Source organism: Sphingomonas citri, assembly GCF_019429485.1.
In the GTDB taxonomy this organism is placed as follows: Bacteria; Pseudomonadota; Alphaproteobacteria; order Sphingomonadales; family Sphingomonadaceae; genus Sphingomonas; species Sphingomonas citri.
On sequence record NZ_JAHXZN010000006.1, the window covers coordinates 73,741 to 99,741 of the forward strand.

At 70.1% G+C, this 26,001-nt stretch carries 22 protein-coding genes; 14 read left to right on the forward strand and 8 right to left on the reverse strand.

Translation table 11 applies throughout. The features are described 5' to 3' along the window. Positions 1-17: 17 nt before the first annotated feature. Positions 18-329, forward strand: coding sequence for a DUF6496 domain-containing protein (locus tag KZ820_RS15730; protein ID WP_219749550.1), 312 nt, complete (start codon positions 18-20; stop codon positions 327-329). A gap of 142 nt (positions 330-471) precedes the next feature. On the opposite strand, the gene KZ820_RS15735 is transcribed toward KZ820_RS15730, so the two are convergent. Continuing rightward, positions 472-1,080, reverse strand: coding sequence for an NAD(P)-dependent oxidoreductase (locus tag KZ820_RS15735; RefSeq protein WP_219749551.1), 609 nt, complete (start codon positions 1,078-1,080; stop codon positions 472-474). A gap of 55 nt (positions 1,081-1,135) precedes the next feature. On the opposite strand from KZ820_RS15735, the gene KZ820_RS15740 reads away from it, so the two are divergent. The 5 genes from KZ820_RS15740 (at position 1,136) to KZ820_RS15760 (ending at position 8,223) form a co-directional block, all read left to right on the forward strand. Next, a complete protein-coding gene (locus KZ820_RS15740) occupies positions 1,136-1,570 on the forward strand; it encodes a winged helix-turn-helix transcriptional regulator (RefSeq protein WP_219749552.1) in 435 nt (144 codons plus the stop codon). A gap of 57 nt (positions 1,571-1,627) precedes the next feature. Beyond that, entirely contained in the window at positions 1,628-2,722 is a 1,095-nt protein-coding gene (locus tag KZ820_RS15745) for a Gfo/Idh/MocA family protein (RefSeq protein WP_258048248.1), read from the forward strand. Beyond that, a complete protein-coding gene (locus KZ820_RS15750; protein ID WP_219749553.1) occupies positions 2,719-3,750 on the forward strand; it encodes an SMP-30/gluconolactonase/LRE family protein in 1,032 nt (343 codons plus the stop codon). Before KZ820_RS15745 ends, KZ820_RS15750 begins: the two co-directional genes overlap by 4 nt. A 267-nt stretch (positions 3,751-4,017) precedes the next feature. Beyond that, a complete protein-coding gene (locus KZ820_RS15755) occupies positions 4,018-6,468 on the forward strand; it encodes a TonB-dependent receptor (protein ID WP_219749554.1) in 2,451 nt (816 codons plus the stop codon). Between the two features lie 357 nt (positions 6,469-6,825). Next, the gene (locus tag KZ820_RS15760) at positions 6,826-8,223 is read left to right on the forward strand and encodes a Gfo/Idh/MocA family protein (RefSeq protein ID WP_219749555.1); all 1,398 of its coding nucleotides are present in this window, start codon (positions 6,826-6,828) and stop codon (positions 8,221-8,223) included. Positions 8,224-8,476: 253 nt separating this feature from the next. Here the strand turns inward: KZ820_RS15760 and KZ820_RS15765 are convergent, their stop codons facing one another. From KZ820_RS15765 to sppA, 6 genes are all read right to left on the reverse strand, one after another. Then, complete coding sequence (locus tag KZ820_RS15765; protein WP_219749556.1) at positions 8,477-8,782, reverse strand: helix-turn-helix domain-containing protein; 306 nt, start codon at positions 8,780-8,782, stop codon at positions 8,477-8,479. A gap of 148 nt (positions 8,783-8,930) precedes the next feature. Continuing rightward, positions 8,931-9,113, reverse strand: a complete 183-nt coding sequence (locus KZ820_RS15770; protein ID WP_183921791.1) for a YbdD/YjiX family protein — start codon at positions 9,111-9,113, stop codon at positions 8,931-8,933. Then, a complete protein-coding gene (locus KZ820_RS15775) occupies positions 9,110-11,158 on the reverse strand; it encodes a carbon starvation CstA family protein (RefSeq protein ID WP_219749557.1) in 2,049 nt (682 codons plus the stop codon). Before KZ820_RS15775 ends, KZ820_RS15770 begins: the two co-directional genes overlap by 4 nt. 490 nt (positions 11,159-11,648) lie before the next feature. Beyond that, positions 11,649-12,080: a DUF805 domain-containing protein gene (locus KZ820_RS15780; RefSeq protein WP_219749558.1), complete on the reverse strand. Its 432-nt coding sequence runs from the start codon at positions 12,078-12,080 to the stop codon at positions 11,649-11,651. Positions 12,081-12,244: 164 nt separating this feature from the next. Beyond that, entirely contained in the window at positions 12,245-12,826 is a 582-nt protein-coding gene (locus KZ820_RS15785) for a GNAT family N-acetyltransferase (protein ID WP_219749559.1), read from the reverse strand. Further along, positions 12,826-14,703 (reverse strand): signal peptide peptidase SppA, encoded by a 1,878-nt coding sequence (sppA, locus tag KZ820_RS15790; protein WP_219749560.1) that lies wholly within the window; start codon positions 14,701-14,703, stop codon positions 12,826-12,828. The genes KZ820_RS15785 and sppA overlap by 1 nt, the downstream gene beginning before the upstream one ends. Before the next feature lie 366 nt (positions 14,704-15,069). Here sppA and KZ820_RS15795 point away from each other — a divergent pair, with 366 nt between their 5' ends. The 4 genes from KZ820_RS15795 to groL all read left to right on the forward strand — a co-directional run bounded on the left by KZ820_RS15795 (position 15,070) and on the right by groL (position 21,843). Beyond that, complete coding sequence (locus tag KZ820_RS15795; protein WP_219749561.1) at positions 15,070-18,063, forward strand: TonB-dependent receptor domain-containing protein; 2,994 nt, start codon at positions 15,070-15,072, stop codon at positions 18,061-18,063. Between the two features lie 248 nt (positions 18,064-18,311). Continuing rightward, entirely contained in the window at positions 18,312-19,727 is a 1,416-nt protein-coding gene (locus KZ820_RS15800) for an MATE family efflux transporter (protein WP_219749562.1), read from the forward strand. A 129-nt stretch (positions 19,728-19,856) separates the two neighbouring features. Beyond that, a complete protein-coding gene (groES, locus tag KZ820_RS15805) occupies positions 19,857-20,144 on the forward strand; it encodes a co-chaperone GroES (RefSeq protein ID WP_132909544.1) in 288 nt (95 codons plus the stop codon). A 55-nt stretch (positions 20,145-20,199) separates the two neighbouring features. After that, positions 20,200-21,843, forward strand: a complete 1,644-nt coding sequence (gene groL / locus KZ820_RS15810; protein ID WP_132909543.1) for a chaperonin GroEL — start codon at positions 20,200-20,202, stop codon at positions 21,841-21,843. A 282-nt stretch (positions 21,844-22,125) separates the two neighbouring features. Here the strand turns inward: groL and KZ820_RS15815 are convergent, their stop codons facing one another. Beyond that, a complete protein-coding gene (locus tag KZ820_RS15815; protein WP_219749563.1) occupies positions 22,126-22,941 on the reverse strand; it encodes an LD-carboxypeptidase in 816 nt (271 codons plus the stop codon). 52 nt (positions 22,942-22,993) lie between these two features. Here KZ820_RS15815 and KZ820_RS22000 point away from each other — a divergent pair, with 52 nt between their 5' ends. The 4 genes from KZ820_RS22000 (at position 22,994) to KZ820_RS15830 (ending at position 25,900) form a co-directional block, all read left to right on the forward strand. Further along, on the forward strand, positions 22,994-23,122 hold the full coding sequence (locus KZ820_RS22000) for a hypothetical protein (RefSeq protein WP_258048249.1): 129 nt from the start codon (positions 22,994-22,996) through the stop codon (positions 23,120-23,122). A 108-nt stretch (positions 23,123-23,230) separates the two neighbouring features. After that, the gene (locus tag KZ820_RS15820; protein ID WP_219749564.1) at positions 23,231-23,671 is read left to right on the forward strand and encodes a hypothetical protein; all 441 of its coding nucleotides are present in this window, start codon (positions 23,231-23,233) and stop codon (positions 23,669-23,671) included. Between the two features lie 274 nt (positions 23,672-23,945). Then, complete coding sequence (locus KZ820_RS15825) at positions 23,946-24,413, forward strand: hypothetical protein (RefSeq protein WP_219749565.1); 468 nt, start codon at positions 23,946-23,948, stop codon at positions 24,411-24,413. Between the two features lie 68 nt (positions 24,414-24,481). Further along, on the forward strand, positions 24,482-25,900 hold the full coding sequence (locus tag KZ820_RS15830; protein ID WP_219749566.1) for a glutamate ligase domain-containing protein: 1,419 nt from the start codon (positions 24,482-24,484) through the stop codon (positions 25,898-25,900). The last annotated feature ends 101 nt before the right edge of the window (positions 25,901-26,001 follow it).

Here is a 26,001-nt window from a genome sequence, read left to right on the forward strand (position 1 = left end):
CGTCAGGAGCGTGTGAGATGGCGAAGCAGAGCAAGGCGCAGCAGGAGACGGTCGAGCGCGTGATGCACGAGTTCGCGGAGGGCGAGCTGGAGACCAGCGCGGGGCGCAAGGTCACCAGTCGCAAGCAGGCGATCGCGATCGGGCTGAGCGAGGCGGGCGCGTCGAACCAGCAGACCCCCGCGCAGAACAAGCGCCGCAAGGGCCAGGCGGAGCGGCGCGAGCGCAGGCAGGAACCGAGCAAGGCCGAGCTCTACGAGCGCGCGAAGAAGGCGGACGTGCCGGGCCGCTCGACGATGAGCAAGGCCGAGCTGGAGAAGGCCCTCGGTTGAGGGCGCCGGTTTGAGGTGAGTCGTGCCACTTCCGCTCCTCCTCCCTTCCGTCATCCGAAACAAGTCCGGGACGACGGAAGGGAGGAGGAGGAGCGGCGGCAGCATCCCGGCTAGCGGCCGCCGAGGTAGCGATAGCGCCCCCTCAATAGGCCGCGGTGAAGCGTGCGCGCGGGTGGCGGTGCTGCTCCAGCTCGTCGACCATCGCGATCGCATAGTCGGCGAAGCTGATCCGGCTCTGCCCCTCGCCGTCGACCACCAGCTCGTCGCCGCCGAGCCGGAAGCGGCCGGTGCGCGGCCCCTCCTCGATCAGCGCGGCGGGCGAGAAGAAGGTCCAGTCGACGTCCTCCACCCCGCGCAGCGCCTCCAGGAAGCGCACCCCGCCCATCGCCATGTCGCGCCACGCCGCCGGGAAATCGGGCGAGTCGATCAGCCGGCCGCCGTCCGCGGTGCGCAGGCTCGCCGCGCCACCGGTGACCAGCAGCCGCGGCACCCCCGCCGCGCGCAGTGCGCCCAGCAGCGTCTCGGCGGTGACGTCGAAGTGGAGCGCGCTGATCACCGCGTCATGGCCGCGGACCAGCCCGGCGAGCGCGTCGGCGTCGTGCGCGTCGCCCGCCAGCGCGGTGACGCCGTTCGCGGCGGAGATCGCCGCCGGGTGGCGCGCGATCGCGGTGACCTGATGCCCACGCCGCGCCAGCTCCTGCGTGATCTCCTTGCCCGCGCGACCGCTCGCGCCCAGCACCGCTACCCTCATCTCGCTCTCCGTGGATGGTTTCCAACGGTGACCTACTTGGCTAGGGCGAGGCGCCATGCAAGACGGCACTTCCCTCTCACCTGGTTACCCCGGCGATACCGTGCGCGGTGACGCTTATGCCGCCGACTGCCCGACGCGGCGCCTGCTCGATCGCGTCGGCGACAAATGGAGCGTGCTGATCCTGCTGCTGCTCGGCGACTCGCCGCGGCGCTTCAGCGAGCTCAAGCGGTGCATCGCGGGCGTGTCGCAGAAGATGCTGAGCCAGACGCTGCGCTCGCTCGAGCGCGACGGTCTCGTGACGCGCGAGGTCGATGGCAGCGTGCCGATCAAGGTGGTGTATCGCGTCACCCCGCTCGGGCGCGAGCTGCTTGGCGCGCTGCGCCAGATGATCGACTGGGCGGAGACGCGGATGGGCGCGGTCGCCGCCGCGCAGGCGCGCTACGACGCGCGCGGAGAGACCGCGGCGGAGATGGTAGCGCTCCCCGGATGATGCTGTTAACCCTCTGATCCACGGCGCCGAAAGCGTCGATAGCCAAGGGAGAGGGACATGCGCGAGGCCGACCGTCGCACCATCATCACCGGACTGGGGATGGGGCTCGCCGTCGCCGCGAGCGGCGCCTGCGCCGCGCCGCCGCGCGACCGCAAGATCGGCTATGCCGTGGTCGGGCTAGGTCGCTACGCCGAGCTGATCATGTCCAAGTTCGCCGAGTGCGAGCATTCGCGCCTCGTCGCTTTGGTCAGCGGCACGCCCGAGAAGCTGGAGAAGTTCGGGACTCAGTACAACATCCATAAGACGCACCGCTACAGCTACGCCAACTTCGACACGATCCGCGACAATCCCGACATCGACGTGGTCTACGTGATCCTGCCCAACTCGATGCACGCCGAATATGTCGTGCGCGCCGCCAAGGCGGGCAAGCACGTGATGTGCGAGAAGCCGATGGCGGTCTCGGTGGCGGAATGCGAGACGATGATCGCGGCCTGCCGCGCCGCCAAGCGCAAGCTGATGATCGGCTATCGCTCGCGCTTCCAGCCGCACAACATGCTCGCGATCCAGCTGGCGCAGAGCGGCTTCGTCGGGCCGACGCGGATCATCACCTCGGAGCACGGCTTCGACGCCAAGCCCAACCAGTGGCGGCTCGACCGGCCGCTGTCGGGGGGCGGCTCGCTGATGGACATCGGCATCTACAGCCTCAACGCGGCGCGCTATCTCGCCGGCGAGAACCCCGTCGAGGTCAGCGCGATCGAGTCGACCGACCGCTCCGACCCGCGCTTCCGCACGGTGGAGGACCGTATCTCGTTCCTGCTGCGCTTCCCCTCGGGGATCGAGGCGACCTGTGTGTCGAGCTACAGCTCGAACCACAACGCCTATCGCGTGATCGGCACCAAGGGCTGGATCGAGCTCGAGCCCGCCACCTCCTACGAGGGGCAGAAGATGCGGATCAACCGCGACGGCCGCACCGAGCCGCGCGACCCACCCGCGGGCAAGGCGCAGCATGCGGCGCAGCTCGACCACCTCGCCGAGTGCATCTTCGACGACAAGCAGCCGCTGGTCGCGGGCGAGGAGGGGCTGGCCGACATGCGCGTGATCGAGGCGATCTACCGCTCGGCGCGCGAGGGCCAGCGCGTGCGGCTGGTATGACCGCGCTCACCCGGCGCGCCGCGCTCGCCGGATTGGGGGCGGGGCTGACGGCGGGACTGGGCGCAGCGGCGCTGCTCGCCGGCGCCGCGCGCGCGGCCGAGCCGCCGCCGATGGGGGTGCTGCGGCTCGACCCGCGGCTCGATTCGATCATCCCGCCCGGCGCCACGATCGAGACGCTCGCCACCGGCTATCGCTGGGCCGAGGGGCCGGTGTGGGTCGCCAGGGGCGAGTATCTGCTGTTCTCCGACGTGCCCGCCAACGTCGTCCATCGCTGGTCGCGCCGCGACGGCGCGCGGCCGTTCCTCGATCCCTCGGGCCTGCAGACGCCGATCCCGCCCGCGATCCGCGAGGCCGGCGCCAATGGGCTGGCGCTCGATCGCCGGGGCCGGCTGATCGTCGCGGACAGCGGTACGCGCGCGATCGTCCGCGTCGACCTTGCCACAAAGAAGCGGACCGTGCTGGCCGAGCGCTACCGCGGCAAGCGCTTCAACAGCCCCAACGACGTGGTGGTGGCGCGCTCGGGCGCGATCTACTTCACCGACCCGACCTACGGCTTCGCCGCCGGCCCCGACTCGCCGCTGCGCGAGCTCGACGTGATGGGACTCTACCGGCTCGACCCCGACGGCACCGTCACGTTGCTCGACGGCGCGCGGCGCTTTCCCAACGGCGTCGGCCTCTCGCCCGACGAGCGCACCTTGTATCTGGCGTGCTCGGACGACGCCGCGCCCTTGGTCTGGGCCTATGCGCTCGACACGCGCGGCCGGCCGACGGGCTTGCGCGTGTTCAGCGACATGCGCGCGGACAAGGCGAAGGGCTGGGCCGGCGCGCCCGATGGCATGGACGTCGCCGCGGCGGGGCATCTGTTCGTCAGCGGACCGGGCGGGATGCACGTGCTGAGCCCCGCCGGCGAGCCGCTCGGCATCATCGGCAACGGCAAGCCGATCGCCAACGCCTGCGTCGGCGAGGGCGGGCGCAGCCTGTTCCTGACGGCGTCGGACCGGATCTGCCGCGTCGCGCTGGTCGGGTAGCCGCGTGGCGCTCGCGCGCTAGACTCCCCTCCCCTTCAGGGGAGGGGTTGGGGGTGGGGCCTCGCCGCGGGCGCGCCGCCTGAGGAAACGCCCCACCCCAACCCCTCCCCTGAAGGGGAGGGGCTTACGCGCCGCACTGTGGCGCAGAAACAACCCTTCTGCAGCAATGCTCTACGGCGGCCCATGCCACGTCGACACCACTCCCCGCGCGACTTACATTCGTGGTTAACGGCGCCGCCCGAGCGCCGCACCAGAGGGAGAAGAAGCATGCGGTCCACCCACGCCACGCGGCTGCTCAGCGGCGCCGCCACCGTCGCGCTGACGCTGCTCGCCGCGCCCGCGCTCGCTCAGACCGATACCAGCCAGACCACTGCCCAGGACACCGCACAGCGCTCGCAGCCCGACACCGGCATCGTCGACACCGATGCGCCGACGGGCGACGACATCATCGTCGTCGGCACCGCGGGCGGCGGCACGCGGCGGCAGGACGCCGCCTTCGCGGTCACCACGCTCAGCGACGACGCGATCGAGCGCGCCGCGCCCAACAGCACCGCCGACCTGCTCCGCACCGTCCCCGGCGTGATGGCTGAGAGCTCGGGCGGGCAGAACGGCGCCAACATCTTCGTCCGCGGCTACCCCTCGGGCGGCGACGCGCAGTTCGTCACCTTTCAGCTCGGCGGCGTGCCGATCTTCCCGCCTTCGACGCTGTCGTTCCTCGAGAACTCGCAGCTGATCCGGCTCGACGAGACGGTGCAGCGGGTCGAGGCGGTGCGCGGCGGGACCGGCTCGCTCTTCTCCAACGGCCAGCCCGGCCTGACCGTCAACGTCGTGCCGCGCACCGGCGGCAGCGAGCTCCACGGCCTCGCCAAATTCTCGTACACCGACTACGACGAGGCGCGCGGCGACGCCTGGGTGTCGGGCCCGCTCGGCGAGAACACCGGCTTCATGATCGGCGGCTTCTACGCGCAGGGCAACGGCATCCGCGACCCAGGCTTCCGCGCCGAGAAGGGCGGGCAGGTCACCGCCAACATCCACCATGATTTCGAGGGGCGCGGCTCGGTCGAGGTCTATGCGCGCTACCTCAACGATCGCGGCCAGTGGCTGCTGCCGATCCCGGTGATCCAGGACGGGCGCAAGATCAGCGCCTATCCCGGCTTCGACGCGGGCACCGGCACCCTGCTCGGGCCGGAGACGCGGCTGACGCGCAACGTCCAGGGCAACACCGTCAACCTCGAGAACGGCCGCGGCGCGGACGTGATCAACACCGGCATCACCTTCGATTACGAGGTGGCCGACGGCCTGCGCGTGCGCGAGCGGATGAGCTATCTCGGCGGCCGCGCCGACACGGTCGGGCTCGTCCCCGACGGTCCGCCCACCGCCGCCTCGGCGATTGCGACCGCGCTCGGCGGTGCCGGCTCGACCGTCGCCTCGCTCAGCTACGTCAACGGTGGCGGCGCAGTCGCCTCGGGCGCGGACACGCAGGTGATGCGCGCGGGCATCTGGAGCGTGCAGAAGAAGATCACCTCCTTCGTCGCCGACACCGCGCTGGAGTGGAAGGCCGGCGGCAACAAGCTGACCGGCGGCTTCTACTACGCCGATTATACCACGCGCGACCAGTGGGCGCTGGGCAACCAGGTGCTGCTCACCGCCGAGCCGCGCGCGCGGCTGCTGAACCTGACGCTCAACGGCGGGCGCACCGCGACGCAGAACGGCTTCACCAGCGGCGACGGCTTCCTGGTCGACGCTTATTACAAGGGATCGGACCTCGCCTTCTACGCGGTCGACGAGCTGCAGATCACGTCGCAGCTGCGCGTCGACGGCGGGCTGCGCTACCAGAAGCACATCGTCGACGGGAACCTGCGCACCCCGGCGGCGACCCAGGTCAACCTCGATGGCAACCCGAACACGCTGTACGACAACGCGGTCAACGTGTTCGGCGACCGGCGTGCGCTCGACCCGTTCCGCGAGGGGCGCTGGTCGTGGACCGCGGGCGCCAACTACGACTTCACCTCGCAGGTCGGCGTGTTCGCGCGCTACAGCCGCGGCCACAGCTTCCCGCAGTTCGACAATCTGCGCGAGGGGCTGACGATCGTCGCCAAGGTCGACACCTACGAGGGCGGGCTCAAGGTATCGATGCCGTGGCTCAACCTCTACGCCACCGTCTTCCACAACAAGTTCGACGGGCTGGCGACGACGCAGCTGATCAACAACGTCGCGCTCAGCCAGGTCGGCGGTGCCAAGGCGACCGGCGTCGAGCTGGAGGGGGCGATCCGGCCGTTCGCTGGCTTCAGCCTGGCGGCGGCGGGAACCTTCCTCGACGGCACCTACCAGGACTTCTTCACCGGCGGCGGCGCGATCGACAACACCGGGAACCGCGTCCAGCGCCAGCCGCGCTGGATGTGGCGCGTGACGCCGTCCTACGAGCTGCCGGTGGGGAGCCTGCGCCCGTCGCTGTTCGCGACGCTGCAATATACCGGCGATCGCTTCTCCGATCCCGAGAACCAGCAGCTGCGGCCGCGCTTCTACCAGCTCGACGCGGGCGTGTCGGTCGAGGTGGCGGAGCGGATCCGGCTCCAGGTGACGGGCAACAACCTCACCGACGAGATCGGGCTGACCGAGGGCAACCCGCGCATCATCGGCTCGCAGGGGACCGGGCCGGTGCTGGCGCGCCCGATCCTGGGTCGCTCGCTGCGCTTCAGCGCGGCGCTGAGCTTCTGAGGGGGGCGTCACTCCCCTTCGAAAGGCCAACCGCGCCACTCTCTTCCGTCATCCCGGACTTGTTCCGGGATCCGCTCCTCCGCGAGCACAACGACGTCAGGATGAGCGGCACCGTGGATCCCGGAACAAGTCCGGGATGACGGGAGGAGGTGGGATGTCCGCCCGTGGCAAAAGCGGACCCCCTGCGCCTGCCATACGTCAGCGCCGCTAACGTATCGGCTTGCCCCGTCCCCCGACGTGCCGCATACAATAAGATAATTGCTTTCGAATGGCGCGACTCCCGGAGCTTGGCGGGGAACGCGGCACGACGCCGGTGAGCGCGCAAGCCTCTGCAACGACGCACGCGAAGGAGAGACGATGACGATCAGCGAGGGGATCAGCCGCCGCACGTGGCTGGCCGGGGCGGCGGCCACGGCGATGGCAGGGGCGCTGCCCGGGGTCGCGCAGGCGGCACGGCGCCGCAAGGCCGGCGACAAGATCAACATCGCGGTGATCGGCGCGGGCGGCATGGGCGCCGCCAACGCCTCGCGGCTGACCGGCGAGAATATCGTCGCCGCCTGCGACGTCGATTTCGACCATGTCGCCAAGTCGCTGCTCGGCCGTGACGGCAACACCAACCCCGAGCGCGTCGCGCTGCGCGCCGCCTATGACAAGGCCGAGCGCTTCAGCGACTATCGGAAGCTGTTCGACAAGCGCAAGGACATCGAGGCGGTCCTGATCGCCACCCCCGACCACCATCACGCGGTCGCGGCCAAGATGGCGATGGAGCGCGGGCTCCACGTCTATGTCCAGAAGCCGCTGACCTATACGGTCGCGGAGAGCCGCATGCTGGCCGAGCTGGCGCGCAAGAACCCCAAGCTCGTCACGCAGATGGGCAACCAGGGCCACTCGGGTGACGACGGCCGCCGCGTGGTGGAGCTGCTGCGCGGCGGCGCGATCGGCAATGTCCGCGAGGTCCATGCCTGGACCAACCGCCCGATCTGGCCGCAGGGCATCGCGCGCCCCGATCCGGTGGCCAAGCCCGCCAGCCTCGACTGGGACCTGTGGCTCGGGCCGGCCTCGGTCGACTGGGGCTACAACCCCGATTACGCCCACTTCAACTGGCGCGGCTGGACCCCGTTCGGCACCGGCGCGCTGGGCGACATGGGCGCACATCTGCTCGACTTCCCGGTGTGGGCGCTTGAGCCCGGCCTGCCCACCCGGGTCGAGACGCGCCACTCGCGCTGGGCCTCGCGCGACCAGCCGGCGCAGCCGGGCAGCTGGCCGCTGGCGGGGCTGACCTTCTTCGAGTTCGGCAACGCCAAGGGCGGTCCGATCAAGCTCACCTGGTACGACGGCGGGCTGATGCCGCCGACGCCGCACGATTTGCCCGCCGAGGTGACGATGACGCCCGACGGCGGCGTGCTCTACATCGGCGACCAGGGCATGCTGATGCACGAGACCTACGGCGAGAAGCCGGTGGTGTTCGGCGCCGGCGCGGCCGAGCGCGCCGCGGCGGTGCCGCGCTCGCTGCCGCGGATCGAGGGCGGGTTGCAGGGCCACGAGCGCAACTGGCTCGCCGCGATCCGCGGGGAGACGCAGGCGTCGTGCCCGTTCGCCTACGCGACGACGCTCAACGAGACGATGCTGCTCGGCATGGTCGCGCTGCGGGCGGGGCGGCCGATCACCTACGACGGCAACGCCGCGCGGATCACCGACGCGGCGGACGCGAACACGCTGCTGACGCGGGACTATCGGAGCGGGTGGACGATCTGAGGAAGGGGGCGCTGATCCCGTTTCAGCGTCCGCCTCGGGAGATCCACCCCTGTAAGGGGAGTGCGGGCTTTGGCTTGCCCCCCGCAAGCCAAGATGGTCTCCGAGGGAGACCATCTCGCCCGCACTGGCGCGCGTAGCGCGACGTAGGGATGTCGCCCGGTGGCGATGACCGATGGACTCACCACCCGCCACACCCCTCCGTCAGGCCTGCGGCCTGCCACCTCCCCTTGCAGGGGAGGATCGAAACCCCCACTCACGACGCCTGCGCGGCGCCGGGGACGAGATACCACGCACCGTCCACCAGGATCACGCGCGACGCCGCGCCGTCATGCCCATCGACCGCGCGTGGCGCGCCCGCCGCGGCGACGCGACGGCGCGGCACGCGCTCGGTCAGGAGGATGTCGTACGACTTGATCAGCCGGTAGAGCGTGGTCCGCCCGATCCGCAGCCGCTGTGCCGCATGGGTCAGATTGTTGTCGGTGGCGAGCAGCGCCGCCAGGATCGCGTCGCGCTGTGCCGCGGCCATCGTGCCGCTGATCTGCCAGTCCGGAACACTCATTCGAGCACCTGTCACCGCACCGGAACGGCCCCGTGGGGCGCGTCTATAGCCGGCCATCAGGTTAAGCCGTGCCATACGTCAGATCAACGCGCTATTAATCACCATTTCACGTGAAGTTCAGGTCTTGCAGGGGGAGGCGGGCCGCCGCTCAGCAGCATCGCCCGCCACCGCCGCGGTAGCGCGCCGCCTCGCGTTCGCGGAAGAACTGCGCGCGCGTCATCGCCTCGCGCCCGGGATGATGCTCGGCGAGATGGCGTCGGTAGGCGTCATAGTCGGGCTGGCCGACCATCAGCCGCGCGGTCTGCGCCAGCCGGCGCCACAGCGCGCTCACGCGGTCGCTCCCGCCGGCGGGATCTCACTGACGCTCGGCCGGTCGAGTCGCCGCACCGCGAGGCAGGTGCGCACCGCGTAGAGGAGGATCGCCGCCACCACCGCGAGGAACAGCGCGCACAGCGCCGCGTCGATGCGGTCGTTGAGCACGATCCGGTGCATCTCGGCGAGCGTCTTGGCGGGCTTGAGCACCTCGCCGCGCGCCGCGGCGTCGGCGAAGCGGCGCGCGTGCGCCAGGAAGCCGATCGCTGGATCGGGGTGGGCCAGCTTCATCACCCCCGCGGTGCCGGTGCACAACACCAGCCAAGTCGCGGGCAGCACCGTCACCGCGGCGTAGCGCGCGCGCTTCATGCGGAACAGCACCACCGTGGCGAGCAGCAGCGCCACCGCTGCGAGCATCTGGTTGGAGATGCCGAACAGCGGCCACAGGGTGTTCACGCCGCCGAGCGGATCGGTCACCCCCTGGTAGAGGAAGAAGCCCCAGGCTCCGACGCACAGCAGCGTGGCGACCAGCCCGGGGACGAAGCCGCGCGTATCCTTGAAGCGCGGCACCGCGAGCGCGAGCAGGTCCTGCAGCATGAAGCGTCCCGCGCGCGTCCCGGCGTCGACCGCGGTGAGGATGAACAGCGCCTCGAACAGGATCGCGAAATGGTACCAGAAGGCCTTCATCGCGGGGCCGCCGATCGCGTGCGAGAAGATCTCGGCCATCGCCACCGCCAGCGTCGGCGCGCCGCCGGCGCGGCTGATGATCGTGGTCTCGCCGACCTGTCGCGCGGTATCGATCAGCGTCGCCGGCGCTATGGGAAAGCCCATCGCGGTCACCGCCGCGGCGGCGGTGGCGGGATCGCCCGCGGTGATCGCGGCAGGGGCGTTCATCGCGAAATAGATGCCGGGATCGAGGATGCACGCCGCCACCAGCGCCATGATCGCCACCGCGCTCTCCATCAGCATCGCGCCATAGCCGATGAAGGCGGCGTCGTTCTCGCTCGCGATCAGCTTGGGCGTGGTGCCGCTCGCGATCAGCGCGTGGAAGCCCGACACCGCGCCGCAGGCGATCGTGATGAACAGGAAGGGGAACAGCGGCCCGGCCCAGACCGGCCCGCGGCCCGTGGCGGCGAAGTCGGTGAGCGCGGGCATGCGCAGCGGCGGGGCGAGCAGCACGATGCCGATCGCCAGCGCCGCGATCGCGCCGATCTTGAGGAAGGTCGAGAGATAGTCGCGCGGCGCCAGCAGCAGCCACACCGGCAGCAGCGACGCCACCGCGCCGTAGGCGATCAGCCCGACGCACAGCGCCACCGGCGTGAGCGTGAACCACGGCGCGAGCGTCGCGCTCGCCGCGACCGACTGGCCAAGCAGGATCGCGGCGACCAGCCCGACGACGCCGATCACCGAGACCTCGCCGATCGCGCCGGGCCGCAGCCAGCGCGTGTAGCCGCCCATCACCATCGCGAGCGGCACGGTGGCGACGACGGTGAACAGCCCCCACGGGCTCTCCGCCAGTGCGCGCACCACGATCAGCGCGAGCACCGCGAGGATGATCACCATGATCATGAAGGCGCCGACCAGCGCGATCGTGCCGGGCACCGCGCCCATCTCCATGCGGATCAGCTCGCCGAGCGAGCGCCCGTCGCGCCGCATCGAGATGAACAGCACCATGAAGTCCTGCACCGCGCCGGCCAGCACCACGCCGGCGAGGATCCACAGGGTCCCCGGCAGATAGCCCATCTGCGCGGCGAGCACCGGCCCGACCAGCGGCCCCGCGCCCGCGATCGCCGCGAAATGGTGGCCGAACAGTACGCGCCGGTCGGTCGCGACATAGTCGAGCCCGTCGGCCCGTCGCACCGCCGGAGTCGCGCGCGCGGGGTCGACCGCGACCACGACGCGCGCGATGTAGCGGGCATAATAGCGGTAGGCGACGAGGTACACGCACAGCGCCGCGGCGACGATCCACAGCGCGTTGACCGGCTCGCCGCGCACCGACGCGACGACACCGAGGCAGGCGGCGCCGGCGAGCGCGAGCAGGATCCATGGTAGGTGCCTGGTCATCGTCGCTCGCTCCCCGCTCTCACGCACCCGCTATGCGCGCGTAGGCCCGGCGCGATCAACGGGGCACGTGTCAGAAGCGCGACCCCATCTCCAGCCCGACCGTGCGTCGCTCGTCGAAGAAGCCGCCGGTCGCCAGCAGCCTGCCATGTTCGCGATAGAACAGATGCTACTCGTAGAGCAGGTTGCGGCTCCACAGCGCCAGCTCGAGCGACGCTCCGGGTGAGACGTCGGTCAGCCGGCAACGCAGAGCAGAGCCGCGCGCCGGCGATCGACAGGAGGAAGGCATCGGTGGCCGGGCGAGGCGGTTCGCCATGGTGGGTTACCGGCGTCGCTCCGGCGGACACGGCCCCGGCGCAGCTCGTGCCCCGGCAGAGGCCGAGGCCCAGGTGGGGAGCGGCGGCGACCTGACCGCGACCCTCAGCCCTACTGAGCCCCGGCCTTCGGGGCATGAGGACGTCGCCCTCAGGTCACACGGCGGCCGAACCCGCGATCAGCACGCCGCGCGCAGCGGCTCGGGCACGCTCTCGGCCGCGGGCACCGGGGCGGCGCGCTCCGATCTGCGCGGGTCGGCGCCGTAGCGGTTGGCGCCGCGCGTGCCCGGCAGCAGCAGCAGCGGGGCCGCGATCGGGAGAAGCAGCCACCAGCCCGAGCGCTCGGCGTCATGCAACCGGCGCGCGTGCACGGCGACGCCCGGCGCGGCCCCGAACAGCAGCACGAAGCCCAGCGCCGCGAGTAGCACGCCTCCCCGCGCCATCTCGGGGCGCAGGTCGAGCGCGCCCAGCCACGGCGCGGCGAGATCGGGCGCGTGCCAGGCGAGCGCCAGCGCGGCGAGCAGCGTGAGGTCGAAGCCGGCGAGCTCGCGCCGCGTCGCGCGCCCGGCGAGCTCGCCGTAGAGCCGCCACGGCCGGGTGAGATGCTCCATCGCTCGCCTCCCTCGACGCGCCTGCGCCTCAGGGGAAACTTAGCGTGGGGCCAGGGTAAGGCGGCGGAGTCGAGCGGGGCAGTGGCCCGTTATGGCGGGCGGCCAGAGGCGCCGGCGCCTGAGCGAGTGTATCGACTCGCTCAGGCCGCCCTACGCCCCGTTCCTCAGTCGCGTCGCACGCCCACGTCACGGAAGGCGCGCGGCTCGATCGGCGGGATCGCCGACTCGTTGAGCGCGCACTGCCACAGGCCGACGTCGATCCAGCGCCCCTGCTTGTAGCCGACCTCGCGGTACACGCCGGCACGTCGGAAGCCGACCGCCTCGTGCAGCGTGATCGAGGCGTCGTTGGGCAGCGCGATCACGCCGATCGCCTGGGTGAAGCCCTGCGCGCGCAGCGTGTCGACCAGCGCCTCGTACAGCAGCCGGCCGACGCCCTGGCGCTGCGTCGCGCCGGCGGCGTAGATCGAGGTCTCGACGACGTAGCGATAGGCGGGACGGTCGCGGAAGCGCGTGGCGTAAGCGTAGGCGAGCAGCCCGCGCTCGCCGCCGTCCTCGCCGCGCGACACCGCGACCATCCAGGGATAGTAGCCGTCCGAGTCGAGGATGCGGTCGCGCATCGCCGCGGCGTCGGGCGCCTCGCTCTCGAACGAGACCGTGCCCTGCAGCACATAGGGCGCGTAGATCGCGGCGATCGCGGCGGCGTCGTCGGCGGTGGCGGCGCGGATCGCGATCGGTCCGGGGGGCATCACAGCCCCACCTTGGCGAGCACGAGCTGGAGCAGGGTCCGGTCCGCCGCGCTGGCGCGCACCGGGCCGAGCCCGGCGCACTCGAGGCATTGCGCGCGCACGGTCGCGCCGGTCAGCATCCGCTGCGCGTCGCCGAGCGCGACCGCGAACGCCTGCTGACGCTGCCACGCCAGCTGGCCGACCGCGTCGGCGGGAGCGCCGGCGTCGTCGTCGTCCTCCTGGCTGGCGAGCTGCTGCGCGATCTGCGCGGCGAAGCCCGGTTTCTTGTCGAGATAGACCACCGGCGGCTTGTCCTGGTCGAGCTTGGCGCGGCGCGCCGCCTCCTTCACCGCGGCGTCGAGCCCGCCGAACCGGTCGACCAGCTTGAGCTGGTGCGCGATCCCGCCGACCCAGACGCGGCCCTGGCCGATCTCGTTGACTCGCTCGACCGGCAGCCGGCGCGACTGCGACACGCGCGTCAGAAACTCGCGATAGCCGTGCTCGATGCCCGACTGCACCACCGCGTCGAGCTGCGGCGTGGTGCCGGCGAGCAGGTCGGGCTGGCCCGACAGCGGCGTGGTCTTCACCCCATCGGCCGAGAGCCCGATCTTGTTCAGCGTGTTCTCGAAGGTGGGGATGATGCCGAAGATGCCGATCGAGCCGGTGATCGTGCCGGGCTCGGCGAAGATCACGTCGCCCGGGGTCGATACCCAGTAACCACCCGAGGCGGCGAGCCCGCCCATCGACACCACCACCGGCAGCCCGCGGCGTTTGGCCTCCAGCACCGCCAGCCGGATCTTCTCCGAGGCCAGCACCGACCCGCCCGGCGAGTCGACGCGCAGCACCAGCGCCTTGAGCTTGTTGTCGATCATGCCCTGGTAGAGCAGCTTGGCGATCGTGTCGCCGCCGGCGGTGCCGGGCTGCGCCTCGCCGTCGACGATCTCGCCCGCGACGGTGAGCACGCCGATCTGCCCTGTCTTGGGCAGCGGCGCGGCGTCGACATAGGGCTGGTACTTGATCGTGCGGAACCAGCCGGCGGGCTTGCCGTCGTCGCCGCCGGCGAGCTGCGCGACGCGGCGGCCGAAGGCGACGCGGTCGCCGAGCTTGTCGACCAGCCCGGTGGCGACATTGGCCTGGGCGACATCGCCCTGCGCCTGCTGGACGAGCTGTGCCGGCTGCGCCAGCCACGGCGCCACCTGCGCCTTGGGCCGCGCGCTCGCGATCGACTCGCGCCACTGCTGGAAGAGCGTGCCGTACAGCTCCTGGCTGGCGGCGCGCGCCTCCGGGCTCTGGTCGGTGCGGGTATAGGGCTCCACCGCCGATTTGAACTTGCCGACGCGATAGACGTGCGCGTTGACCCCGATCTTGTCGAGCAGCCCCTTGTAGTAGAGCTGGCTGCCGCCCGGCCCGGCGAAGATCGTGCCGCCCAGCGGGTTCATCCAGATCTCGCTCGCCGCCGAGGCGAGGCGGTAGCCCGCGTCGGTGTAGGCGGTGGCATAGGCCAGCACCGGCTTGCCCGCCTTGCGCGCGCGCAGCAGCGCGTCCTGCACCTCGCCGAGCGACGCCGGGTAGCCGCCGCCGAACTTGTCGAGGTCGAGCACGATCGCCTTGACGCGGTCGTCCCGGGCCGCCGAGTCGATCGCGCGCAGCAGGTCACGCAGCCGATATTGCTTGCCGATCTGCTGGCCGCTGAGCAGCGCGGTGGGCTGGATCTCCTCGGGCTGCTCGACGATCGGGCCGTCGAGCGCGAGCAGCAGCGCGCCGTCCTTGATCGCGCCGGGGCGCGAGCGCGCGTTGAGCGCGGCGAACAGCAGGGCGAAGAACAGCAGCATCGCCGCGAGGACCAGCGCGTCCTTGATGCCCACCAGCAGCTTCCAGGCGCCGCGCACCAGTTTCATCGTGATTATCACCTTCTCGCGGGAGAGTCGCGCGGCCCCCAGCCTAGCCCGGCGTGTATGAAGTGAGCAATACGCTTTGGGGTGGCCAAGGTGCGTGACCTTCCAGCTTCGGTCACGCGGAGGAGCGCGCCGGCACGGTCGCGGCCTCGTCCCGGCAGGCACGAGGCGCCACGACCGCGGTCGCGACGGCCCCGGCGGTGCCGCTCGAAAATTTTCGTATTCGATCGGCGCCGCCCGCCGTGCCGCTCCTAAGGAGCACTCACGTCACGGCTTTGCAGTGACGGCGATGTCGTACCGCAGGCGGGTGAGCATGCGCTGCGGACCAGCGACGGCGCGGCACGCGGGGGTCAAAAGGGGCAGTCTTCGATGGTGTTGGTCAAGTCCGCGCGCGCGACGTTGTTATATGGCATCTCCACCGCCGCGGTGCTGACCGCGGTCGCCGCCTCCGCACAGACGAAGGACGCCGCGACTCCGGAGGTCGGCCAGCGGCAGGCCGTGCCAGAGCCCGAGCAGCGCAGCGAGATCGTCGTGACCGGCACCCTGTTCCGCGACTCGAACACGACCTTGATCTCGCCGGCCACGGTGCTGACCGCGGCGACGCTCGAGCGTGCCAACATCACCACCGCACAGGAAGCGATCCGTTCGGTGTCGGCCGACGGCGCGGGCTCGATCTCGACCGGCTTTCGCAACGGCTTCTCGGCCGGTGGCGCCGCGGTGTCGCTGCGCGGTCTCGGCGTGTCATCGACGGTGGTGCTGATCGACGGGCTGCGCTCGGCCAACTTCCCGCTCAACGACGACGGGCACAACGCCTATGTCGACCTCAACTCGATCCCGCTCGGCACGGTCGACCATATCGAGGTGCTGAAGGACGGCGCCTCCTCCACGTACGGCGCGGACGCGATCGGCGGCGTGGTCAATCTGATCAGCCGAAAGAACGTCCAGGGCGTCGACGGTTCGGTCCAGGCCGGCACCACCGCGCGCGGCGACGGCTCGCATTATCGCGCCACGCTGACCGCGGGGGTCGGCGACTACAAGGAGCAGGGCTTCAACTTCTACCTGAACGCCGAGTACACGTCCGACGGTTTCATCACCAATCACTCGCGCGGTTATCCCTTCAACACGCTCGATCTCCGTCCGAGCGGCCTGGCCGATCGCAACCGCAACGACGACTCACTGACTGCCGCGAACCCCCAGGCGGTGGTCACGCGGGTGACGCAGAGCGATCTCAACGATCCGCTCGCCGGCCGGGCCGGAGCGCCGCTCACCAAACGATATCAGCTGCTCGACCCGGACGGCTGCCCGCACGGTACCTTCACCTCGACCGAGAAGGACGCGCAGGGCGTCGGCTGCGCGCACAACCTCGTCGACGACTATTCGATCATCCAGCCCCGCCAGCAGCGTTACTCGACCACCGGCCGGCTCACCGCCCGGCTGAGCGACCGGTTCGAGATGTTCGCGAGCGGCAGCTACTCGCACTCTGACCTGAGCATCACCGGCGCGCCGTCCGCGATCCGCCAGATCCAGCCGTTCGGCGGCTCCCCCACGATCGCGTCGAACAATCCGGGGATCGTGCTGCCGGTCTATGTCTGCGCCGCCGCGGTGAACTGCGCCGTCGCGGCTGACCGGAGGCTGAACCCAAACAATCCCTACGCCGCCGCTTATGCCGACCACCCCGGCGAGGGCGCCGCGCGAATCTATTACCTGTTCGGCGATATCCCGGCGGCGAGCGAGCGCTACGTCGACGTGTTCCGCGCCACCGCCGGCATCTCGGGGACGTTGGGAGAGGGCCTCACCTTCCGCCTCAACGGCGTCTACGCGCGCGACACTTTCAGCATCACGCAGCACGGCGCGATCAGCATCCGGGGCTTGCTGAGCGCGATCAGCACCGGCGCCTATGACTTCGTCCATCCGGAGCGGAACAGCGCGGCGGTGCGGGCGCAGGTCTCGCCCGACCGCACCACGCCGTCCTACTCGACCGCCGCGACGATCGGCGGATCGCTCATCAAGGCGGTGACGGCGCTGGGCGGGGGCGACCTCAACGTCGGCGCCGGCTTCCAGCTGCGCCGCGAGACGCTGATGAATCGCAGCCAGAATGCGGACCTGAGCTACTACGGACTGAACACCTCCTCGGCGCAGGGCCGGCAGACCGTGAGTGCGGGCTTCTTCGAGGTGGACGCGCCGTTCACGCGCGGTCTCGATGTCGATCTGTCGGGCCGGTACGATCATTATTCTCAGGGTTATGGTCACTTCTCGCCCAAGCTCGGCGCCAAGCTCACGCCGATCGAGCCGATCGCGTTCCGCGCCACTTACTCGCAGGGGTTCCGCGCGCCGACCTTCGCGGAGAACAATCCGCTCAGCAGCTACGCTGGCTTCTCGACCTTCACCCCGCCGGCGAGCTTCGTCGCGGCGCATGCCGGCAACGCGAGCTACGGCACCAGCTACAGCATCGGCAGCGGGGCGAGGGGCAATCCCGACATCCTGCCGGAGGTCTCGCGCAGCCTCACCTTCGGCACCATCATCAAGCCCGCGCGCTGGCTCGACCTGACCGTCGATTACTATCACATCAGGAAGTCGAATCTGATCGTCACCGGCCCGCGCCGGAGCGAGGCGATAGCGGCCTATTACAACCAGCCCGACAAGGCCGCTGGCTGCGACGCGCTCGCCAGGGTGGACAAGGGCTATGCCTGCAACGTCGTCGACGCGCCCGACCCGGCCAACCCCGACGCCCTGCCGCGTCTGCTCGTGTTCGACGTGCCGTACGTCAACGCCAACGACGAGGTGAGCTCGGGCCTCGACGTGCAGGCCAACGCGCGGATCCGGCTGGCGTCCGGCGTCCGCCTGATCGAGCGTCTCGACGCCACCCGCGTGCTCCGGCTCGACCTGGTGACGCCTGACGGCGTGGTGCAGCGATACGCCGGGACGCTCGGACCGTATGAGCTGTCGTCGGGCAGCGGCACGCCGCGGATCCGCGGCAACTGGCAGAATGCGCTGGAGGTCGGCGCCTTCTCGCTCGCCTCGACGGCCTATTATGTGGGCCGGATCAAGCAGGTCGCGGCCGATCGCATCGCGCCCGTGGGCGGCGTGATCGACCTCTCGTGCCAGCATACGCTGGTGCCGATCACGAAGGGCGGTGACGTCGGCACGCAATGCTATGTGCGGCCGTTCCTCTACGTCGACCTGAACGCGGGCGTGACCGTGAACAACCAGCTGCGCTTCTTCCTCAACGTGGAGAACGTGACGGACGCGCGCGCGCCGCTCGCGTCGGCGGCCTATGGCAGCAACCCGAACTACCTGAGCAGCTGGCATTATGCCGGGCTGGTCGGGCGCAACTTCAGCGCGGGCGCGAGCGTGCGTTTCTGACGGCGCGGGGCGGGGAGTAGCCGCTGTCACGGTAGCGGTTCCGCTTCGAGACGCCACTTCGACAGGCTCAGTGGCTCCTCAGCACGAACGGTGGCGGATCGGCCGCCTTCCGTTCGCGCTGAGGAGAGGCTGAGCTCGCCGACGCCTCGCCTCGAAGCGTAGCCGCGAGGCTGCCGCCGGCGCCCGTCGCCGCGCCCCGGCGAACACCCGCGTGCACCGCGGCGCATTCTCCTCTACGGCACGCCGCGATGCACGGCGCCGCCACCCTCCACCCGCTGACCGAGCGCGCGCCCGCGACGTGGCAGCGCGAGCTGCGCGCGCTCGCCGCGCTGGCGGGGCCGCTGGTGGGGGCCAACCTGCTCCAGATGGCGGTGTTCGCGGTCGACGTCGTGTTCGTCGCGCGGCTCGGCCCGGTCGAGTTCGCCGCCGCGACATTGGGTGTGTTCCTGTTCAACCTGCTCGCCTTCGCGCTGGTCGGGCTGGTCGGCGCGGCCGAGCCGCTGATCGCCGCCGCGTTGGGGCGCCGCATCGGCGCGGTGCGGCAGGTGCGGCGCTCGTTCCGCATGGCTTTGTGGCTGGCCGCGGCGGGTTCGCTCGTGGTGATCGCGCTGCTCAACCTGGCCGAGCCGATCCTTCGCCTCGCCGGGCAGGACGCCGCGGTGGCGGCGCGCTCGGGCAGCTTCTGCCGGCTGCTGTCGCTCGCCGCGCCCTTCGCGGTGGCGGCGGCGCTGATGCGGCTCACCGCCGCCGCGCTGGGGCGGCCGGGCTGGGCGCTGGTGGTGACGCTGCTGGCGCTCGGCGTCGCGGTCGCCGCCAACTGGTGCCTCGTCTTCGGCAACGCCGGCTTCCCCGCGCTGGGGCTGGAGGGCGCCGCGATCGCGAGCGTGCTCACCTCGCTCGCCACCTCGGCGAGCTACGCGGTGATCCTGTCGACCGACCGCCGGCTGCGCCGCTTCCACCTGTTCGGCAATTGGTGGCGGACCGAATGGCCGCGCATGATCGAGATCGCGAAGCTCGGCGCGCCGATCGCGCTCGGCTGGATGGCGGAGGGCGGGCTGTTCGGCGGCGCCGCGCTGCTGATGGGGCTGATCTCGGTCACCGCGATCGACGCGCATGCGGTGGCGCTCAACATCGCCGCGATCGCCTTCCAGGTGCCGTTCGGGCTGGCGCAGGCGGCGACGATCCGCGTCGGCCTCGCCTACGGCGCCGCCGACCCGCGTTGGGTCGGGCGCGCGGGCGGGGTCGCGATCGTGTCGGGCATCGCGGTGATGGTGGTCAGCGCCTCGATCCTGTGGGCGGTGCCCGGGCTGTTGGTGCGCGCCTATGTCGACCCGGCGCGCGAGGTGGCGGTCGCCGCGCTGGCGGTCGAGCTGCTCGGCGTCGCCGCGGTGTTCCAGCTGGTCGACGGCGCGCAGGCGGTCGCCGCCGGGGTGCTGCGCGGCGTGCAGGACACGCGCGTGCCGATGATGATTCAGGTGTTCGGCTATTGGGTGATCGGCTTCGGCATTGCCGCGCTGCTCGGCTTCACCTTCGGCTGGGGCGCCATCGGCATCTGGTGGGGACTCGCCGCCGGGCTCGGCGTCGTCTCGGCGCTGCTGATCTGGCGCTGGTCGGCGCGCGCGCGGCTCGGCCTGTTGCCTGACCCGGCCGCACGCACGGCCTGACGCACGGTTCCCGAAAAATCGCGCGCGCCCGGTTGACCGCCGCGGGCACGCCCCACATATGCGGGGCGCTGGCACTCGCCCCTGGGGAGTGCCAAAAATCTGTCACATGCCTTCAGAGAGGTAAGAGCAATGAACTTTCGTCCGTTGCACGACCGCGTTCTCGTCCGCCGCGTCGAGGCGGAAGAGAAGACGGCCGGCGGGATCATCATCCCGGACACCGCCAAGGAGAAGCCGCAGGAGGGCGAGGTCGTCGCCGCCGGCACCGGCGTCAAGGCCGAGGACGGCAAGGTCACCCCGCTCGACGTCAAGGCCGGCGACCGCATCCTGTTCGGCAAGTGGTCGGGCACCGAGGTCAAGGTCAACGGCGAGGACCTGCTGATCATGAAGGAGTCGGACATTCTCGGCGTCATCGCCTGAGACCGTCCCGCCGGCTCAATTTTCTCAACATTCGTTCATCTGAAAGGGTAGCCACATGGCAGCCAAGGACGTGAAATTCGGCCGCGACGCGCGCGAGCGCATCCTGCGCGGCGTCGACATCCTCGCCGACGCGGTGAAGGTCACTTTGGGGCCGAAGGGCCGCAACGTCGTGATCGACAAGAGCTTCGGCGCGCCGCGCATCACCAAGGACGGTGTGTCGGTCGCCAAGGAGATCGAGCTCAAGGACAAGTTCGAGAACATGGGCGCGCAGATGGTGCGCGAAGTGGCCTCGAAGACCAACGACATCGCGGGTGACGGCACCACCACCGCCACCGTGCTGGCGCAGGCGATCGTCCGCGAGGGCATGAAGTCGGTCGCGGCCGGCATGAACCCGATGGACCTGAAGCGCGGCATCGACCTGGCCGTGACGAAGGTCGTCGCCGACATCCAGGCGCGCTCCAAGCCCGTGTCGGGCTCGCAGGAAGTCGCGCAGGTCGGCATCATCTCGGCCAACGGCGACCGCGAGGTCGGCGAGAAGATCGCCGAGGCGATGGAGAAGGTCGGCAAGGAAGGCGTCATCACCGTCGAGGAGGCGAAGGGCCTCGAGTTCGAGCTGGACGTCGTCGAGGGCATGCAGTTCGACCGCGGCTACCTGTCGCCGTACTTCATCACCAACCCGGAGAAGATGTCGGTCGAGCTCAACGACCCGTACATCCTGATCCACGAGAAGAAGCTGTCGTCGCTCCAGGCGATGCTGCCGATCCTCGAGGCCGTGGTGCAGTCGGGCCGTCCGCTGCTGATCATCGCCGAGGACATCGAGGGCGAGGCGCTCGCCACGCTGGTGGTCAACAAGCTGCGCGGCGGCCTGAAGGTCGCGGCCGTCAAGGCGCCGGGCTTCGGCGATCGCCGCAAGGCGATGCTCGAGGACATCGCGATCCTGACCAAGGGCGAGGTCGTCAGCGAGGATCTCGGCATCAAGCTCGAGAGCGTCACGCTCGGCATGCTCGGCACCGCCAAGCGCGTGACGATCGACAAGGACAACACCACCATCGTCGACGGTGCGGGTGACGCCGAGTCGATCAAGGGCCGCACCGAGGCGATCCGCCAGCAGATCGAGGTGACCACCTCGGACTACGACCGCGAGAAGCTCCAGGAGCGTCTGGCGAAGCTCGCGGGCGGCGTCGCGGTGATCAAGGTCGGCGGTTCGACCGAGGTCGAGGTGAAGGAGCGCAAGGATCGCGTCGACGACGCGCTGCACGCGACCCGCGCCGCGGTCGAGGAAGGCATCGTCCCGGGCGGCGGCACCGCGCTGCTGTACGCGTCGAAGGCGCTCGAGGGCCTCACCGGCGAGAACGACGACCAGACGCGTGGCGTCGACATCGTCCGCAAGTCGCTGACCTCGCTGGTCCGCCAGATCGCGCAGAACGCCGGTCACGACGGGGCGGTGGTGTCGGGCAAGCTGCTCGACGGCAACGACACCTCGCTCGGCTTCAACGCCGCGACCGATACCTACGAGAACCTGGTCCAGGCCGGCGTGATCGACCCGACCAAGGTGGTGCGCACCGCGCTGCAGAACGCCGCGTCGGTGGCGGGCCTGCTGATCACCACCGAGGCGACCGTCTCGGAGCTGCCCGAGGACAAGGCCCCGGCCATGCCCGCCGGCGGCGGCATGGGCGGCATGGGCGGCATGGACTTCTAAGCCGCTGACGGCCCCGCGCCGGCTTGGTCGGCGCGGGATCGGTCAGGGTCGGTCCGCCGATCCGTCTCGCACGAGACGAGCGACACCCGGGCAGCACGCGCTGCCCGGGTGTTGTCGTATGGGGGTGAGGGCGCTGCGCTTCACCGCATCACCCGTTCCCCGGCGAAGGCCGGGGCTCAGGCGGGAAGGCCGTCGTGAGACTCTCTGGCGTCCCCCACCTGGGCCCCGGCCTTCGGCGGGGAACAGCAAGAGGGAAGGTGGTGGATCAGCGAGGACCGCTCCTCACGCCACCCCGAACGGCACCACCCGGTTCGTCTGCGTATGCCCCACCTCGGCGCGGCCGAGATACGGCACCCCCAGCTCGCCGCACCAGCGCCTCATCATCGCGTCGAGCGGCTCGCCCCATGCGGGCTCGTTTTCTTTCACCGCGGTCACCGCGCCGAGCCGCACGCCCGCCAGGCTGCGCAGCTGCGTGGCGTTGCCGAGCGTGAACAGCATCCGGTCGATCGCGTACATCGCCTCGGACACCTCCTCCACGATCAGCACATGGTCGGCGAGGTCGGGGAGGTAGGGCGTGCCCACCAAGGCCGCGAGGATCGAGAGGTTGAACGCCGCCGCAGGGCGGCCGTCGAGCCCCGGCTCCAGCCCGGCGCGGTCGCGCCGCGCGAACCAGCCGAGCGCGCGCGCCACGGTCGCGTCGCCGCCGTTTCGCCGGATGTCGCTCGCCATCGGGCCGTGGACCGGGTGGCCGATCCGCCGCGCGTAGAGCGCGCCGAGCAGGAAGCCGACGTCGGAATAGCCGAGATAGGTCTTGCGCCGCGCCGCCTCGCCCAGCCGCGGCATGATCGTCGCGAGCAGCCGGTTCGAGCCATAGCCGCCGCGCAGGAACCAGATGCCGTCGAAGGCGGGATCGTTGGCATATTCGAGGAAGGCGGCGGCGCGCACCGCGTCCGAGCCGGCGAAATGCCCCTCGTGCGCGTAGCATTGCGGGTGGAAGACGAGGTCGATCTCGGGAAAGGCGATCGCGGCGAAGGCCGAGACCGGCGCGATCACGTCCGGGTTGGCGACGCTGCTCGCCGCCAGCACTCCGATCCGCATCGCGCATACTCCCGCTTGCCACCCGCCCAGCGACGGCGGATAGCCCGGCGCCATGCATGACGGCAACGTGGCGGACCAGCGTTTCTTCCTGGTGGGTATTGGCGGATCGGGGATGATGCCGCTGGCGATGATCCTGCGTGGGTGCGGTTCGGCGGTCGAACGAGAGAAATTACCACTTTGAAGATGCCGTGATCCCATAGTAAACGGTTTCCTAACCGCAGATATAAGTGCAATCTTCATCCAAAGATGTACAATTGCTTCAGCCTCATCAAGTGAGCGAGGCATAGTGATGACTAAGGTAGATACTTCGGAATCGGTGTATCACACAGCCGGAGCCGGTCCGTGTCCGCAGCCAGATGGTCAGCCATGCGAGGAAGGCACCGAGCCTGGGCCGGAGGTCGTGGTCGTCGGGAAGAACCCGCCACCCGCCGCTGAAGTCGGCACACCGATCATCATCGGCGGCGGTACACCCACGCCACCGACATTCAAAGTAAGCGGTCGTACATGGTGTCAGCCGGCGAAGAGCGGGTTCGACGAGGCCATGAGTAAGCTGTATGAAGGCTCCTCCACCGCCAGGCAGGTGATCGACCAGGCGCACTCAAACAACGCAGCCTTTAATCTCATCAGGATTGATACGGCGGATGGTGCAAACAGGATCTGTTTGATACCCAAAGCAACACAGTGTCGTGGAATCCCTTCTCTTACCCTAGCTGGGATGAAAATGGAGTGACTAAGTCTGTTCCCGCGATTCTGGCGTTAGCGCACGAGATCTGTCATGCCGCTTCGCCCGGATCTCCTGAAATGGATATAATTGAGAAGGCGAACAAGATTGCCACCGAATACAACGGCTACTTTGGCACTAAGTTTGAGGCAGGCCGCACCACGCATGGTGATGGAAAATATACAAACACTGACTCGATTGCCTCTACAACCTTTTCGATCTCGCGGGGGGATCAGAGCTGTGGTTAATCGATCCAAGTAATTAGAACGTTGGAGGACGGCTCATGCTTATTCTTCTTGCCGCGCTCCCGCTGGTGTCGTTGGCGCTGGCGCAAGGCGGTATCGAAGTCGTGCGCCGTCCTCCCTCGCTTACCCTTCCTATCTGCCGTCTAGGCAAGCAATACAGGCGGGTCGAGCGGCTAAACGCGGCGCCGGCGATTGCGGATGAGTTCGCGCGTCAGCATCTGCGCATCGCGGAGAGGGACGCACCCTTTCGACTCAACGATGTAGCTGCGGCGACGAGCCCGCCGGAGCGGCAGTTCCTCCGCGCCTATATGGGACGGCAAGAGACAATCGTCTGGTACTATCTGGGCGGGCTCGTTGGCGGGGTGCGGGTGGTGCGGCTCATCGGCGACGACCGGTTCACCGGCGGCGCACGGTGGCATCTCAGCGGTGACATTCTCTTGGGACCACCCTGTGTCGCGACTCGCGCCCTTCTGGCGGGTGTCCGCTCGACCGGACAGCAATTCTGAGCGCCGCAGGGCGAAGTTCTGACACTCCCGCTTGCCACCCGCCAAGCGAAGGCGGATAGCCCGGCGCCATGCATGACGGCAACGTGGCGGACCAGCGTTTCTTCCTGGTGGGTATCGGCGGATCGGGGATGATGCCGCTGGCGATGATCCTGCGCGGGCGCGGCGCGACCGTCGCGGGCAGCGACCGCGGACTCGATCAGGGCCGCGTCCCCGCCAAGTTCGAGGCGCTGCGCGCGCTCGGCATCGCGCTCTTCCCGCAGGACGGCAGCGGCGTCACCGCGCCCGAGCAGATCGTCGTCGCCTCCGCCGCGGTGGAGGAGACCGTGGCAGACATGGTGGCGGCGGCGCGGCTCGGCTGCCGGCGGCTGTCGCGCGCCGAGCTCAACGCGCGGCTGTTCAACGCCAGCGCGCTGCCGATCGGCGTCGCGGGGACGAGCGGCAAGTCGACCGTCACCGGCATGATCGCCGCGATCCTCGGCGCCGCGGGGCGCGACCCGACGGTGATGAACGGCGCGGTGATGAAGCATGTCGCGCGCGCCGACCGCCCCTTCGCCAGCGCCTTGGTGGGGCAGGGCGACGCTTATGTCAGCGAGGTTGACGAGAGCGACGGCTCGATCGCGCTCTACGCGCCGCATGTGGCGGTGCTCAACAACGTCAGCCTCGATCACAAGTCGCTCGACGAGCTCAACGCTTTGTTCGGCGACTTCCTCGCCAAGGCGCATCGCGCCGTGATCAACGCCGACAATGCCGACGCCGCCACGCTGGCGCTGCGCCTCCCGCCCCCACGGGTGACTCGCTTCTCGCTCCGCGACGCGGGCGCCGACCTGTACGCGGACGGGGTCGAGGAGGCGCCGTTCGCGGTCGGCTTCGCGCTCCACCATCGCGGCGAACGCCGTGCGGTGGCGCTGCAGGTGCCCGGGCGCCACAACGTCGCCAATGCACTGGCGGCGATCGGCGCCGCGCTGGCGGCGGGGGTGTCGCTCGATGATGCGGTGGCGGGGGTCGAGCGGTTCGAGGGCCTGCGCCGCCGCTTCGACCTCGTCGGCAGCGCCGCTGGCGTGACGGTGATCGACGACTTCGGGCACAATCCCGACAAGATCGCGGCGACGCTCGACACGCTCCACGCCTTCCCGGGTCGGCTGATCGTGCTGTTCCAGCCGCACGGCTACGGCCCGCTCAAGGTGATGCGCGCCGAGCTGGCGGCGATGTTCGCCGCGCGGCTCGCGGCGGACGACCTGCTGGTGCTGCCCGACCCCGTCTACCAGGGCGGCACGGTGACGCGCGAGGTGACCAGCGCCGACGTGGCGCGCGACGTGGGCGTGGCGGGGCGGCAGGCGATCCATATCCCCGATCGCGCGAGCGCGGCGGCGCATTGCGTCGCGGTGGCGCTGCCGGGAGACCGGATCGTGGTGATGGGCGCGCGCGACGACACGCTGTCGCTGCTCGCGGCGGACATGGTGGCGATGCTGGAGGGGCGCGAAGCCTAGATCCTCCCCGCACGGCGGGGAAGGGGGCCGTTCGCCGCAGGCGATTGGTGGAGGGGTTCTCCACGTAGCGCAACGCCCGCGGAAGCCCCCCTCCACCACGC